Origin of the sequence: Halapricum desulfuricans, assembly GCF_017094465.1 — an archaeon.
In the GTDB taxonomy this organism is placed as follows: Archaea; Halobacteriota; Halobacteria; order Halobacteriales; family Haloarculaceae; genus Halapricum.
On sequence record NZ_CP064791.1, the window covers coordinates 349,153 to 363,368 of the forward strand.

Annotated in this window: 16 protein-coding genes; 9 read left to right on the plus strand and 7 right to left on the minus strand. The window is 61.3% G+C overall.

Annotation, left to right across the window (positions count from 1 at the left end; genetic code table 11):
* Window positions 1-63 precede the first annotated feature (63 nt).
* From HSEST_RS01740 to HSEST_RS01750, 3 genes are read right to left on the minus strand one after another with little or no spacing between them, the layout of a single operon-like run.
* Window positions 64-945: a mechanosensitive ion channel family protein gene (locus HSEST_RS01740; RefSeq protein ID WP_229122961.1), complete on the minus strand. Its 882-nt coding sequence runs from the start codon at window positions 943-945 to the stop codon at window positions 64-66.
* Window positions 945-1,193: a YhbY family RNA-binding protein gene (locus HSEST_RS01745; protein WP_229121847.1), complete on the minus strand. Its 249-nt coding sequence runs from the start codon at window positions 1,191-1,193 to the stop codon at window positions 945-947. The genes HSEST_RS01740 and HSEST_RS01745 overlap by 1 nt, the downstream gene beginning before the upstream one ends.
* A 47-nt stretch (window positions 1,194-1,240) precedes the next feature.
* A complete protein-coding gene (locus HSEST_RS01750) occupies window positions 1,241-1,528 on the minus strand; it encodes a ribonuclease P protein component 4 (protein WP_229121848.1) in 288 nt (95 codons plus the stop codon).
* Window positions 1,529-1,657: 129 nt separating this feature from the next.
* Here HSEST_RS01750 and HSEST_RS01755 point away from each other — a divergent pair, with 129 nt between their 5' ends.
* Together HSEST_RS01755 and HSEST_RS01760 are read left to right on the plus strand one after the other, a co-directional pair.
* The gene (locus HSEST_RS01755; RefSeq protein WP_229121849.1) at window positions 1,658-2,716 is read left to right on the plus strand and encodes a glycosyltransferase family 4 protein; all 1,059 of its coding nucleotides are present in this window, start codon (window positions 1,658-1,660) and stop codon (window positions 2,714-2,716) included.
* Between the two features lie 26 nt (window positions 2,717-2,742).
* Window positions 2,743-3,876: a glycosyltransferase gene (locus HSEST_RS01760; protein ID WP_229121850.1), complete on the plus strand. Its 1,134-nt coding sequence runs from the start codon at window positions 2,743-2,745 to the stop codon at window positions 3,874-3,876.
* A gap of 101 nt (window positions 3,877-3,977) precedes the next feature.
* Here HSEST_RS01760 and HSEST_RS01765 read toward each other — a convergent pair whose 3' ends face one another.
* Window positions 3,978-5,126: a M48 family metallopeptidase gene (locus HSEST_RS01765; RefSeq protein WP_229121851.1), complete on the minus strand. Its 1,149-nt coding sequence runs from the start codon at window positions 5,124-5,126 to the stop codon at window positions 3,978-3,980.
* A gap of 153 nt (window positions 5,127-5,279) precedes the next feature.
* On the opposite strand from HSEST_RS01765, the gene HSEST_RS01770 reads away from it, so the two are divergent.
* Genes HSEST_RS01770 through HSEST_RS01785 form a run of 4 tightly spaced genes read left to right on the plus strand, consistent with a single transcriptional unit; the run spans window position 5,280 to window position 8,218 of the window.
* On the plus strand, window positions 5,280-6,752 hold the full coding sequence (locus HSEST_RS01770) for a hypothetical protein (protein ID WP_229121852.1): 1,473 nt from the start codon (window positions 5,280-5,282) through the stop codon (window positions 6,750-6,752).
* 2 nt (window positions 6,753-6,754) lie between these two features.
* Window positions 6,755-7,231: a hypothetical protein gene (locus HSEST_RS01775; protein ID WP_229121853.1), complete on the plus strand. Its 477-nt coding sequence runs from the start codon at window positions 6,755-6,757 to the stop codon at window positions 7,229-7,231.
* Between the two features lie 18 nt (window positions 7,232-7,249).
* Window positions 7,250-7,723 (plus strand): hypothetical protein, encoded by a 474-nt coding sequence (locus HSEST_RS01780; RefSeq protein WP_229121854.1) that lies wholly within the window; start codon window positions 7,250-7,252, stop codon window positions 7,721-7,723.
* 18 nt (window positions 7,724-7,741) lie between these two features.
* Window positions 7,742-8,218, plus strand: a complete 477-nt coding sequence (locus HSEST_RS01785; RefSeq protein ID WP_229121855.1) for a hypothetical protein — start codon at window positions 7,742-7,744, stop codon at window positions 8,216-8,218.
* A gap of 16 nt (window positions 8,219-8,234) precedes the next feature.
* On the opposite strand, the gene gatA is transcribed toward HSEST_RS01785, so the two are convergent.
* Window positions 8,235-9,506, minus strand: a complete 1,272-nt coding sequence (gatA, locus tag HSEST_RS01790; protein WP_229121856.1) for an Asp-tRNA(Asn)/Glu-tRNA(Gln) amidotransferase subunit GatA — start codon at window positions 9,504-9,506, stop codon at window positions 8,235-8,237.
* A 1-nt stretch (window position 9,507) separates the two neighbouring features.
* Window positions 9,508-9,786, minus strand: coding sequence for an Asp-tRNA(Asn)/Glu-tRNA(Gln) amidotransferase subunit GatC (gene gatC, locus HSEST_RS01795; protein ID WP_229121857.1), 279 nt, complete (start codon window positions 9,784-9,786; stop codon window positions 9,508-9,510).
* Window positions 9,787-10,053: 267 nt separating this feature from the next.
* On the opposite strand from gatC, the gene HSEST_RS01800 reads away from it, so the two are divergent.
* The 3 genes from HSEST_RS01800 (at window position 10,054) to HSEST_RS01810 (ending at window position 13,801) form a co-directional block, all read left to right on the plus strand.
* A complete protein-coding gene (locus HSEST_RS01800; protein WP_229121858.1) occupies window positions 10,054-11,022 on the plus strand; it encodes a transcription initiation factor IIB in 969 nt (322 codons plus the stop codon).
* A gap of 67 nt (window positions 11,023-11,089) precedes the next feature.
* A complete protein-coding gene (locus HSEST_RS01805) occupies window positions 11,090-11,569 on the plus strand; it encodes an NUDIX hydrolase (RefSeq protein ID WP_229121859.1) in 480 nt (159 codons plus the stop codon).
* A gap of 45 nt (window positions 11,570-11,614) precedes the next feature.
* A complete protein-coding gene (locus tag HSEST_RS01810; RefSeq protein WP_229121860.1) occupies window positions 11,615-13,801 on the plus strand; it encodes a PAS domain S-box protein in 2,187 nt (728 codons plus the stop codon).
* A gap of 30 nt (window positions 13,802-13,831) precedes the next feature.
* On the opposite strand, the gene HSEST_RS01815 is transcribed toward HSEST_RS01810, so the two are convergent.
* Window positions 13,832-14,011 carry a hypothetical protein gene (locus tag HSEST_RS01815; protein ID WP_229121861.1) on the minus strand — a complete coding sequence of 60 codons (180 nt, stop codon included), beginning with the start codon at window positions 14,009-14,011 and terminating at the stop codon, window positions 13,832-13,834.
* Window positions 14,012-14,216: the final 205 nt, after the last annotated feature.

The following is a 14,216-nucleotide window of genomic DNA, read 5'->3' on the forward strand; positions in this document are numbered from 1 at the left end:
GACTGACAGGAGCGTCCAGGCAGGAATAAAAGTACGGATAGTCGGTTTAAGAGCGCTGAACGGTTACTCGTCGGCGTTTGCGACGGCCTCGAATCCGTCGAGGTCGAGCGAGCCGCCGATGGTCCGGTTGGGGTAGGGGATGTTGATGCCCTCCTCGTCGAAGCGTTCCTTGACGGCCTTGACGTATTCGCCCTTGGTCTTGACGAAGTCACCGCGACCAGGCTCATCGATCCACACGCGCGATTTGAGCCCGACCGAGGAATCGCCCAGTTCCGTCAGCCGGACCGAGGGCGCGGGATCGTCGAGGATCTCGTCGTGCTTTTCGGCCTCATCGATGATGATCTCCGTGGCCTTGTCGATGTCGTCGTCGTAGCCGATGCCGAAGAGGAACTGCAGGCGAAGCTGCTCCTTGGCGACGGGGTTTTTGATGACGCCGTCGGTGAGGTTGGAGTTGGGCACCGTCAGCAGTTCGTTGTCGAAGGTGCGCACGCGGGTGACGCGCAGGCTGATGTCCTCGACGACGCCGGCGTTGCCGTCCCACTCGATCCAGTCGCCGATGCGGAACGGTTTGTCCGTGTAGATGAACACGCCGGCGACGAAGTTAGCGATGACGTCCTGCAGGGCGAACCCGATCGCCAGCGTCGCCGCGGCGGCGATCGTCGCCAGCGACGTCAGGAAGTTGCCGTAGCCAGCCATCCCGAACGCGACGGCGATCGCGGCGAAGAGGACCAGAACCGCGACCATCTTCCGGATCGGCGTCCGGGCGTGTTCGTCCAACCCTCGCTTGCGGAGGACGCGGCTGACCATCGGCAATACGACCGATTTTCCGCCCCAGTACAGGATGGCGAACACGAGGAGAAACGTGATCAGCGATCCCAGTGGACTGGCGATCGCCTCCCCGAGACCGGCGTCGATCAGGAAGTCGGCGACGAACTGCAGCGGAATCACCGCTGGAACACTCCCGTGTGGCCCCGGGTCTGGACGACTTCGGCATTCGTGCGTTCGGCGAGCGCTTCGGCCAGTTCCTCGCTGGTCGTCCCACCGCGGGCTGACCGCAGGAACTTGACTTTCACGAGATCAGTCGATTCGAGTTGTGAGTCGAGTTCGTCGACGACGGAGTCGACGCCGCCTTTCCCGACTCGAAGTGTTGCATCCAGCTCGTGGATGCGACGCTGTCGGTCTGTATCCGGCATATCCCTCCCCTAGTGACGGGAACCGTTTTAAACTTCGGTCCGGGATGTCAGTCGTATCTATATCTCGCCTGACTGCCACAATCACACGTGACGACGACGTGCCCGTCCCTGGTTCGAACCCGAGCGTTACGGCTCGGGATCAAATACGCGTCACAGGCGTCGCAGGTGAACCGATCGAAATCCGCCGGCAGCGAGAGCCGGTTGCGTTCGGCGATCCGGCGAGCGCGGCGGACGTGCTGGCGGGCGCGCTCCTGGTCGTCCACGCGAGCAGCCGCTTCGGCCTGCTCGTGCAGGATCGCGATCCGCTCGCGGGCGAGTTCCCGATCGGTTCCCATCTATGTGAGGCTAGGGGAACCCGCCCGTTAGGTGTATCGTTCCGCTCCGGGAGCACGTCGCCCGGCCTGGGACCCAACGCTCCGAGCGGAGTCGGCAACGTTATTGATACCCCCGAACTGCTGTCGGGTGTGCGCGTCCTGAATTACCTCGAGTTCGAGGACCGACTCGATCGTAGCGGGATCAGCACCTCCGTCGCTCACCAGCGGGCCGCCCTCTCCCGGACGGATGCTGACGTGACTTATCTCACGACGCCGTGGTACGGTGGCGACATGGTGCTGGCGGGGCTGAACCGGCTCGTCAACGGACAGGGACTGGCCGAGTTCGATCTCGTGCACGCTAACATGATCGGGCCGGGAACCGCCTTCGTGGTCCGGCGGGCAAAGCGAAAGGACATTCCCGTGGTGTTGCACGCACACGTGACCAGCGAGGACTTCGCCGAGAGTTTCCGTGGATCGAATCTTCTCGCGACGCCGCTCCGGCGGTATCTCAAGTGGTTCTACTCGCAGGCCGATCTGGTGCTCTGCCCGAGCGAGTACACCCGCCGGACCCTCCAGGAGTACCCGATCGACGTGCCGATCCGATCGATCACCAACGGGATCGACCTCGATTCGATGGCCGGTCACGAGCAGTTCCGCGAGGAGTACCGCGATCGGTACGACCTCGAGGGGATGGTCGTGTTCGCGGTCGGCAGCGTCTTCGAACGCAAGGGCCTGACGACCTTCTGTGAAGTCGCCCAGCACACCGACTACGATTTCGCCTGGTTCGGCGAGTACGACGGGAGTCTGCTCGGCTCCCGAACGGTGCGCAAGTGGACGAAACACCCGCCGGAGAACGTCACCTTCACCGGCTGGATCGAGGACAAGCGCGGCGCCTTCGCCGCCGGGGACGTGTTCCTGTTTCCTTCGAAGGTCGAAAACCAGGGACTGGTCGTACTCGAGGCGATGGCCGCCGGCAAGGCGGTCGTGCTGCGGGACATCCCCGTCTTCAGAGAGTACTACGAGGACGGCCACGACTGCCTGCTCTGTTCGACCCGCGAGGAGTTCGAAGACGCGCTCGAACGACTCGAAGCGAACCCGGACCTCCGCGAGCGACTGGGCGAAAACGCCAAAGAGACCGCACAGCAACACAGCCTCGATCGCGTCGCCGAAGGGCTGGCCGACGCCTACCGGGAAGTCACAACACATTAACCGCCGGTGGTTCAATCACTGAACGAATGGCCACCCCGACTGTCGCCGCGTTCACCGACACGTACCTCCCGACGGTGAACGGCGTCACCTACACCGTCAAGTCCTGGCGCGAAGCCTGGGAGTCACGGGGGCATACGATGGACCTGGTCTACCCGAAGGCCAGCGACTACGATCCCGGTTCCGGGGAATATCCGGTCCGAAGCGTTCGGTTTCCGTTCTACGAGGGGTATCGGCTCGGCGCGCCACAGGTTCCCGAGGGTGTCGCAGACGCCGACATCGTACACGCACATACGCCGTTCGGCGTCGGACTGAGCGGGCTTCGGCTCGCACGGTCGAACGACCTGCCGCTGGTAGCGTCCTATCACACGCCGACCGGCGAGTACGCGGAGTACATCTCGTTCAACGGGAGGGTCGAGCGGACGGTTCGGCGGTGGGCCCGGTCCTACGAGCGGTGGTTTTTCGGCCGCGCTGACCTGGTTATCGCACCCAGCGAACGGGCACGTGAGCACATCCTGAACGACATCGGCATCGACACGGACGTCGCCGTCGTCGCCAACGGGGTCGACACCGACCAGTTCAGACCGGTCGACACCGACGCCTTCCGGGAGCGCTACGACATCGGCGACGGACCGGTCATCGGATACACCGGTCGGCACGGCTACGAGAAGTGCCTGTCCGACATCCTCGCTGCGGCAGACGGAATGGACGTGACGGTACTGTTCGGCGGTGACGGGCCGGCACGGGAGGACCTGCAGGCCCGCGCGGAAACACTCGATCTCGACGTGCGGTTTCTGGGCTTTCTGGATCGCGAGGAGCTGCCAGCCTTTTACTCGACGCTTGATGTGTTCGCGTTCCCCAGCCCCGTCGAGACACAGGGGCTTGTCGCGCTCGAAGCCAACGCCTGTGGAACGCCGGTCGTGGGCGTCGACAGCGGCGCGCTCTCGGACACGATCGTCGACGACGGGACCGGCTATCGGTATCCGCAGGGGGACATCGAAGCGTTCAGAGAGCAGCTCGAACGCGCGCTAGCGGAGCGCGAGCGGCTCAGCCAGAGCTGTCTCGACCGGCGCGAGCGCCTCAGCGTCGATCACTCCGTCGACCGCCTCGAAGAACTCTACGAATCGGTGCAGGCCGACACCGAAGCGATACCGATCACGTAAACTCCGGCAGCGATAGCGCGGCCGTCGGCCGGGATCGCTGTCTCCGCGGGTCGAAAACGAGCGCGCTGGCACCCAGGTCGGCGACGCCTCTTTCGGCCGGATCACCGCTCGAGTCCGGCCTGTCGATCGCGAAGCGCAGCGATGCGGTCCTCGGGGTCGGGATGTGAGCCGGGTAGCACTCGCTCGGAGACGGTCTCACACCGCTGGCGGAGCCGTCCCAGCCTGTCGTCGGGTGTCTCCTCGTCCGTCCCGCTCATCGCGTAGGGGAGTACACACAGCTCGCGGACACCCGTCTCGGCCATCCGGAGGTCAGTCTCCGGCCGACGGTCCGCGGTCAGCGTTTCGAGTGCGCTGGCCAGCGCGGCCGGCGACCCGCTGATCGCCACCCCGCCGGCGTCGGCGGCGTACTCGCGGATCCGCGAGAGCAGTCGGTAGGTGGCCGTGCTGGCGAGATACAGCGGGCCGACGGTGAGGACCGCGACCGGCGTGAACAGCAGGAGGGGGATCTCGAGATTGCTCAGGTTCGCGTTCTGCTCTCCGTCGAGACCGAGCAGTTTGCGCGCGATCCACGAGTGCCGCAGCCCAGCGGCGAGACCGTCGAGAAAGCGGCCGCTGACTGTCGGCAGGAACGCAGCGGCGGTCATCACGAACGCGTCGCCGTTGCTGAGATGGGCGAGTTCGTGGGCGATCACCGCGTCGAGTTCGTCGTCGGAGAGCGCCTCCAGCAGGCCAACCGTGAGAAACAGCGTCCGCTCGCCCGGTCGACTGGCGACGTAGCTGTTCGGCGTCTCGACGTCGATCACTCGCACGTCGGGCATGGTCACGTCGGCCGTCTGAGCGAGTCGGGCCACGCGGTCCTCCAGCGTTGGCGCGGCGACGACCGTCTCCTCGGGTTCGTCGTCCGCCTCGTCAGCGCTACGGTCGGCGAGGAGGACGTTCTTCAACTCCTTGTCCGGGCCGATGTCGTACTCGCGGGCTTCACGCAGCGTGAGTCGATAGCCGAACACCGACTGGACGAGCAACACCAGCGGGGTCCCGACGAGCAACACCGGCTCCAGCGGCACGATATCGAACGAGAGCGCCCAGGTAAGCACCTCGAACTGGTAGGTGACCAGCGGCAACAGCGCCAGCGCGACGTGTGCAAGGACGTACACGGCAGCCACGAACGCCACGTCAAAGGCCAGCAGCACGGCCACGAGCGCCACGATCCGGAGGTGCGTTCGCAGTCCGGAGGGCTGGCGGAGTGACATCGTATTGTCGTTTTCGCGCTGAAAGCAAAAGCGTACCGGATACGGAGTTCTCGGTTAATATATCCACACCGAGTTAGTTTTGGGATTTTATGTTGATATTGTATTCAAAGTAATTATATAGGTGGCGTGTAACCGATATCGATGTGGGGAGCAATGAACGGGGACGCTTCTGAAAAGAAGACGCGACGATCGATTCTCAAATCGGGCACAGTCCTTGCATCGTTTGCTGGGGCCAGTGGCGTGGCATCTGCCGGGCGCGCGAAAAGAGGCAAAGACCGAGCGACGCCACGTCCAAGCAACGATCACGGTTCAGCAGTGCCGCCGAAGATCATCATCGGGGACGAGTTGAAGAAACTCGACTGGGTCACACTCATCGGTAGTGAACGTGACTCGATGGCCAAATCGTTGCTTCGACATATCGACAACGCCAACGTCCACAGCGAGACGCGGCGGCGAGCTCGTGAGACGCTGAAGGACCTCTGGTCGGCGGTGCAAATTCGAACCGAACACAAGGGGCCGAGGGAAGTCGAGCGAGACCACCCCGGAATGGCACGGAAGATGGCGCATGGGTACGGGAAGACGGAACATCCCGTCTTTTCGCGATCAGCGGATCGCACGACGGAGGTGTACACGCTCGATTCGGATCCGGGTCGGGCACAGGAAATTGCAAAGGAAACGGAGCAGCAATTGCGCCAAGAGAGTCGCGAAGTGACAGCAACGACAGCCGACTTGAAAACGGTACCGACTCTTGCGGAAGTCATCAATTCGGGTATCGGGGCGCAGACACAGGACAATGATGTCGGACTAATGTGGATGCCAGAGCAAGGACACAACGCCATATCCTACTGGGCGGGTCAGAATATGAATATTGACTCAGATCTGTGTAGCATATTGAAAGAAGAATCACCGAAACCCGATAGACGGAACTATGATTTCCCAGACCTGTCCAAATATGTATATACAGTAGGTGAGGTTCAGGAATGGCTAGATGGATTTCCAGAAAAGGTAACGCACGCATATGCACATGCCTACACTCCGGGTATTGCAGTGCCACTAGGTGTCGGTTCTATTAACGTTCCTTTAGGACATGCAGATCACTGGGTGGGGGACGAAATGCAAGACGCATTGGAACATCGTCCAAGAAGTGATAATCGGTACGTCCAAGTCGGGCATGCGATGCACTTCCTTGAAGATCTGGGGAATCCGATGCACACCGGCGAGTTCAAAACACAAGCTGTCCATCAACAAGTTCATTCTCAATATGAAGTGGCAGTAGCAGACTATATGGATCTGAACTACAAGCCAAACTGCTTGCCCGAACGCTGGTGGAAACCATGTAGTCCTGAACCGAAGGACTACATTATGGATAGTATTCGTGGCCTGTCAAGCTTTGTTCCTGTTGAAGAACCCGATCTATTTGAAGGGAACAAGTGGGAGAACCACGCGACCAATTTAGCCGCGTTCTCAAGCCAGTATAGTACAGATGTGATCACTGCGACTATGGAAAATCCAGTATCTCCACTGCAGTCATCGCCGTGGTTGCTAGAGGACACCTGTAAAGTACTGGAGCAGGCAACGAGATACGCTATGGGACTCATCGGTGAGATTCACCCGATGTACAACTAACTATGACACCTATCAAAAATATCATCGTCGCGGTCGTTGTCGTCTCGGCGTTCGCAGTTGCCGGTTGCTCCGATGTCGAGATGACGGCTGACGAATCACCGGGCTCAGAAACGCCGGAAAACTACGATGTCGACATCAAAGAACCCACGAACGGAACTGTCTTCGATAACCTCTACGTATATGGGATGATCGGCCATCATTTCCAAGTATTGTTACTACTCGAAAACCGATCCTCTCTTGAATTTGAGAAGATAAAAGAAATACAATATGAGAAAATAAATGCGAACAAGAAGACTGCCATCAACGAGAGAAGCAACCGTACAGCCGGATATGGAAGCGGTATTTATCTTATGGTCCCGCATCAAGATTACGTCTCAGAGCGGAACTACCGTCTGGAAGCACTCAATGAGACGGGCTATGTCGTCGATGCAGTGAACGTCACGATCACGCAGACCGGCAGCGATTCAGGGTGGTTTTGACGTTTCATCGAGTGAACAATGCACAGTCTCAAGCACATCATCGTCGCGCTCGTCGTCGTCTCGGCGTTCGCAATCACGGGCTGCTCCGATGTCGAGATGACGGCCGATACCTCACCGGGCTCAGAAACGCCGGAAAACTACGATGTCGACATCAAAGAACCCACGAACGGAACCATCTTCGATAATCTCTACGTATATAGGATGTGCGGGCACCATTCCTATGTCAAATTGAGTATAAGAAATCAAAGTAGATTAGATTATAGTAAAGTAGAAATTATAAAATATGAAAATGTAGATCTAGGAAATAAGACTGTTAACAAGTCCCAGAGTACTGAGAGGGTTGGGCATGAGGAGAGAATTTATCTTACGGTCCCGTATCAAGATTACGTCTCGGAGCGGAACTACCGTCTGGAAGCATACAGGACGGGACACGTCGTCGATGCAGTGAACGTCACGATCACGCAGACCGGCAGCGATTCAGGGTGGTTGTGACGCTTCATCGAGTGAACAATGCACGGTCTCAAGCACATCATCGTCGCGCTCGTCGTCGTCTCGGCGTTCGCAGTTGCCGGTTGCTCCGATGTCGAGATGACGGCTGACGAATCACCGGGCTCAGAAACGCCAGCAAACTACGATGTCGACATCAAGGAACCGATGACTGGTGCTGTTTTCGACAATCTGTATGTATGGGGTATGTTCGGACATCACTTCCAAGTGAGATTGCTACTCGAAAACCGATCCTCTCTTGAATTTGAAAAGATAAACGAAATACAGTATGAGGAAATAAATGGGAACAAGGAGGCCGTCATCGACGACAGAAGCAACCGTACGAGCGAGTATGGATCTGGAATCAATCTTATGGTCCCGCATCAAGATTACGTCTCAGAGCGGAACTACCGTCTGGAGGCACTCAATGAGACGGGCCATGTCATCGATGCAGTGAACGTCACGATTACGCAGACCGGCAGCGACTCAGGGTGGTTCTGACGCGTCGCTCGCAGCCCTACGCCAGCGCACTGCCGGCCCGGATAATCTCCGTCTCGCCGAAGGCCGGCCCGATCAACTGCAACCCGACCGGCAGGCCGTCGCTCGTCTCGCCCGCCGGAACGGAGATCGCGGGGAGGTTCGCGAGGTTCACCGGCGTCGTGTTCGCGTCGGCCAGGTACATCGTCAGGGGGTCGTCCAGGCTCTCGCCGCGCTCCATCGGCGGGATCGGCATCGTCGGCGAGGCGAGCACGTCCGCCGCCTCAAGTGCCGAATCGAAGTCCTGCTTGACCCACGCGCGGGCGTCCTGGGCCTGCTTGTAGTACTTGTCGTGATACCCCGCCGAGAGCGCGTAGGTCCCCAGCAGGATCCGGCGTTTGACCTCCTCGCCAAAGCCCTCCTCGCGGACCGCCGCGAACTCCTCGTTCCAGTTGCCCTCGTACTCCGGTGTGGGGCCGTACCGGACGCCGTCGAACCGCGCCAGGTTTGAGGAGGCCTCGCTCATCGCGATCACGTAGTAGGCCTCGACGGCGTGCTCCAGTGACTCCATGGAAACCTCGTGGTAGCTCGCGCCCTGGGCTTCCAGCTCGTCGATGGCGTCCCAGAAGGTCTCGACGACCTCCTCGTCGGCCCCGTCGAGCAGTTCAGTCGGGACCCCGATCTCCAGGCCCTCGACGTCGCCGTCGGCCGCTGCGGCGTACTCTCCGCTACCGGGCGCTTCCCGCGTGGTCGCGTCGTGTTCGTCCGGCCCGGCGATCACCTCCAGCAGTTCGGCGGCCTCCTCGACGGAGGGGGCGATCGGTCCGATCTGCTCCAGGGAGTTGGCGTAGGCGATCAGCCCGTACCGCGAGACCAGCCCGTAGGTGGGCTTGATCCCGACCGTCCCGGTAAACGCGGCGGGACAGCGCACCGAGCCGCCGGTGTCGGTCCCGAGCGCGAGGTCGGCCTCGCCGGCGGCCACGGCGGCCGCCGAGCCACCCGAGGAGCCACCGGGGACCCGTCCCTCGGCGGCGGGGTTGTCCGTCGGGCCGAACGCCGACGTTTCGGTCGTCGTCCCCATCCCGAACTCGTCCATATTGGTCTTGCCGGGGATGGTCGCGCCCGCCTCCTGCAGGCGCTCGACGACCGTCGCGTTGTAGGGCGGGACGTACTCCTCGAGCATCGCCGACCCGCAGGTCGTCCGGACGCCCGCCGTCGAGATGTTGTCCTTGACTGCGACAGCCTTGTCGGCGAGGGGTCCTTCCTCGTCGCTCTCGATCGTCTCCCGGGTGATGAAGGCGTTGTAGCTCATCTCACGACACCTTCGGACCCTTGAAAAAGCCCTCCTCGTCTTCGGGGGCGTTCTGCAGTGCGTGCTCCTGGTCGAGTGACTCCTGCACCTCGTCAGGGCGCATCACGTTGACGAGATCGGCCTCGCGTTCGACCTCGGGTACCTCCTCGAGCGTCTCGAATGCGTCGAGGATCTCGCCGAACTGCTCGGCGAACCGCTCGAGTTCCGCCTCGGCGAGGTCGACCCGGGCGAGATCGGCGACGTGGCGGACCTCGTCTGGATCGACGACAGAATCGCTCATATCACACCGGAGGACAGGGCTGGCGGTAAGGATTTCGATGCGGAACCGTCGCCACGCCGTTGTCGTGTCCGGTCACCACAAGACGTTCCGAAAGTCGCGGTGTTCGTCCCGAAAACGGGCACAGGACTAAGTGATAGCACAGGTGATTTTTCGATCGGAGAAACAGATTTTTCGGCTAGCCAAAGATTTAAGACGTTTGCACTACAACAGGATATTGAAGTCAGGTAGTTCTGTGGGCGTTTGCCCGAGACGTATTCATCCCAACCAATGACAGACACGACCATCAGGCGCCACGAGCACGCGAGTCAGCGAGAGACGTCAGAGGAAGCGACAGACGAAGATCTCGTCTGTCCGGAGTGTAGTGGAACGCTCGTACATGATTCCGAGCGCGGGGAGACCGTCTGCGAGGAGTGTGGGCTAGTCGTCGAAGAGGACGAGATCGACCCCGGGCCGGAGTGGCGCGCGTTCGACTCCAAGGAGAAAGACGAGAAGAGCCGCGTGGGTGCCCCCACCACGAACATGATGCACGACAAGGGGCTCTCAACCAACATCGGCTGGCAGGACAAGGACGCCTACGGCAACTCCCTGTCCAGCCGCCAGCGCGAGAAGATGCAGCGCCTTCGCACCTGGAACGAGCGGTTCCGGACCCGGGACTCCAAAGAGCGCAACCTCAAGCAGGCACTGGGCGAGATCGACCGGATGGCCTCCGCGCTTGGCCTGCCCGAGAACGTCCGCGAGACCGCTTCAGTGATCTACCGCCGTGCACTCGACGAGGATCTACTGCCCGGGCGCTCCATCGAGGGCGTCGCGACCGCGTCGCTGTACGCCGCCGCACGCCAGGCCGGCACGCCGCGTAGCCTCGACGAGATCAACGCCGTCTCTCGAGTCGAGAAAGACGAGATCGCCCGCACGTATCGGTACGTCGTCCGCGAACTCGGGCTGGAAGTCAAGCCCGCCGACCCCGAGAGCTACGTCCCCCGGTTTGCGAGCGACCTCGACCTCTCCGAGGAAGTCGAACGCCGTGCCCGCCAGCTTCTCAGCACGGCCAAATCCAAGGGCGTCCACTCCGGGAAATCGCCCGTTGGACTGGCCGCTGCGGCGGTCTACGCCGCCTCGTTGCTCTCCAACGAGAAAGTCACCCAGAACGAGGTCTCGGAAGTCGCCAACATTTCCGAGGTCACGATCCGCAACCGCTACCACGAGCTGCTGGAAGCCGAAGAGAATATCCCCACATAGCGACCGAACAAGACACTCCCACGCATCGAACCGCAGGTTCTTGGGTTGGGAACTCCGAACGGATCGCATGGAGACGACGCGTCATTTTGTCGCGACCGTCTACGTCGTCAACGACGGTGCCGTCGCGTTACACGACCACGACAAGCTCGGGATGTGGCTCCCGCCAGGCGGTCACATCGACCGGGACGAACTCCCCCACGAGGCCGCCAGACGCGAGGTCCGCGAGGAGATCGGTCGCGAGATCGACCTGATCGCTCCACGGGAGGGAATCGCCTCGCCCACAGTCGAGTCGATTCCCCAGCCACAGCACTTTCTGCTGGAGGACATCGACGTCCACAGCGGCGACGTGGGACACCAGCACATCGATTTCGTCTTCTACGGGCAGGTCGACAGCCGCGAGATCGACCCCGATCCCGGAGAAGCCGGACCGAAAGCCTGGGAGTGGTTCGATACGGCGGCCCTGCAGGCCGCACGCGACCGCCTCGAACCGGACGTGATCGAAATCGGTCAGCGGGCGATCGAAGCCGTTGAGCGCGATTCGGGGTGAAAAATACCCCCAAGTATAGTAGATATCGCACCTATTTGTCAATTCATGGGAACAGCGGGGTCGGTACGGGCCCTCTACGTCGGTGACGATCCGCACTTCGGAACGCTGGTGGGGACGTTCTTAGAGCGGGAGGCGGACCGCCTCCGGGTACAAGCGACCACGGGTACCGACGAAGCGCGGCCGATACTCGCGGAGCGCGACTTCGACTGTGTCGTCTCCGCTTACGATCTGCCTGATCGAACCGGCATCGAGTTCTTCGAGACCATCCGGGAAGACCATCCACGCCTTCCGTTCGTCTTATTCTTCGACCAGGCGGACGAGGAGGGAGTGCGCGAGGCGATCGACGCCGGCGTCACCGATTACGTGAGGAGCGGTTCCGATCAGTACGCAGTACTGGCGGATCGGATCGTGAACGCAGTGTATCGAAGCCGCGCGACACGCCGACTTCGAGAGGAGGAGAAGGAGTATCGGTCGCTGTTCGCCGAGATGAACAAGGGCGTCGCGTTGCACGAACTCGTCACCGACGACGCGGGCGAGCCGGTCGATTTCCGGATCCTCGAAGTCAACGACCAGTACGCATCCACTCTCGATCTGGATCGGGAGGACATCGTGGGACGGCTGGCATCAGAGATCTACGGAACGGTCGCTTCGGACTATCTGGATCGGTACGCGGAGGTCGTCCGGATGGGGGAATCGACCGAGTTCGAAACGTACTATCCACCGCTGGAGAAACACGTCCGGGTCTCGGCGTTCGCACTGACCGACGATCAGTTCGGGACGGTGCTTTCCGACGTCACCAAGCAGAGGCGGACCGAGACAAAGCTCCAGCAGTCCCAGCGAACATACGAGAATCTCTTCGAGGGCATCAGCGACATCGCGTTCGTCCACGAGGCGCACGGGGAGATCATCGCAGTCAACGAGGCGGCGTGTGAGCGCCTCGGCTACGACGAGGAGTCGCTGATCGGGATGTCGCCGCTTGACGGTGACATCCTCGGCATCTCGGACGCGAAGCTGCGCGAGCAGCTAGAGACAATCCGAGAAAAAGGTCGCGTGACGTTCGAGACCGCCTTCGTCACGAAGGACCGTGAGCACGTGCCCGTCGAGATATCGTCAAGTCGGATCGAGTACTTCGGTATGCCGGCGATTCTGAGTGTCGCCCGCGATATCACAGAACGGAACGAGCGGGAGCGACAGCTGCAGACGCTCAACGAACGGTTCGAACTGGCACTGGAGGCCGGCCAGTTCGGGATCTGGGACTGGGATGTCGAGACCGACGAAGTCACGTTCAGCGAGCGCTGGGCGGGGATGCTGGGGCACTCGCTCGAGGAGATCGAACCACATCTGAATGCGTGGGAGAAGCGAGTCCATCCCGAAGACCTCCCGGACGCGCGAGACGCGCTGGAAGCACACTTCGGGGGCGAGACGGACTACTACGAATGCGACCATCGGATGCGGACGAAATCGGGCGACTGGATCTGGATCCGGGACGTCGGCAAAGTGTTCGAGTGGGGCGAGGACGGTGACCCGGTTCGGATGGTCGGGATCCACCAGGACATCACCGAGCGCAAGCAGCGACAGAAGGAACTCCGGCGCCAGAACGAGCGCCTGGAGGAGTTCGCCAGCGTCGTCAGCCACGACCTGCGGAACCCGCTACAGGTGGCCTCGGGCCGGCTAAAACTTGCCAGGGAGGACTGCGACAGCGAACACCTGGATCGGATCGATGACGCGCTCGACCGGAGCCAGGCGCTGATCGACGATCTGCTGACACTCGCACAGAAGGGTGAGCGGGTGGCCGAGACCGAAATCGTCGGGCTGTCAGCACCGGTCGAAGGGGGCTGGCACAACGTCGAGACCGACGGGGCGACGCTGTCGGTCGAAGCCGACGTATCGGTCCGGGCAGACGAAGGGCGTCTCCAGCAACTGTTCGAGAACCTCTTTCGCAACGCCGTGGAACACGGAGGGAGTGATCCGACCGTCCGGATCGGGCCGCTCGACGAGCGAGACGGATTCTACGTCGCCGACGACGGGGACGGAATCCCCCCTGACGAACGTGCTGACGTCTTCGAGAGCGGGTACTCGACCGCCGAGGACGGTACCGGATTCGGACTCGCGATCGTCGAGGAGATCACACACGCACACGGCTGGGATATCGACGTGACGGACAGCGAGCACGGCGGGGCGCGCTTCGAGATCAGTGACATCGACGTCGTTGCAGGACACAGCGAAAGTTGATCGGCGTGGGAACGGGGTAGCCGTCGGGTATCAGCTCTCGATGACGAGCAGCCGGCCGAAGATGGCCGCGCTCGCCAGAAAAACCACGCTAAAGACCACATAGAGGAGGACCTTCACGGCCAGCGGCAACGGCACCAGAAACGTACCGAAGACGATGCCGAGGGCTATGACGCCGACGCCCGCACCGGCCAGCACGATTCGCGGGACCATCTAGCCACGAGTGGACGGGCCGGGACAATGAATCTATACGATCGGTCCGGCATCGCCCCGACCGATGGACGAGTGAACCGCCGGCTGCTTCGACGGACCCAGGAAATCCGATATCGGCAGAAGGAACAACTATCAATAGCTATCTTTAAACAGCGAGAGAATCGCGCCGTCTGCCCGTGGCGTCTTCGACGCCACGCTGTTTACG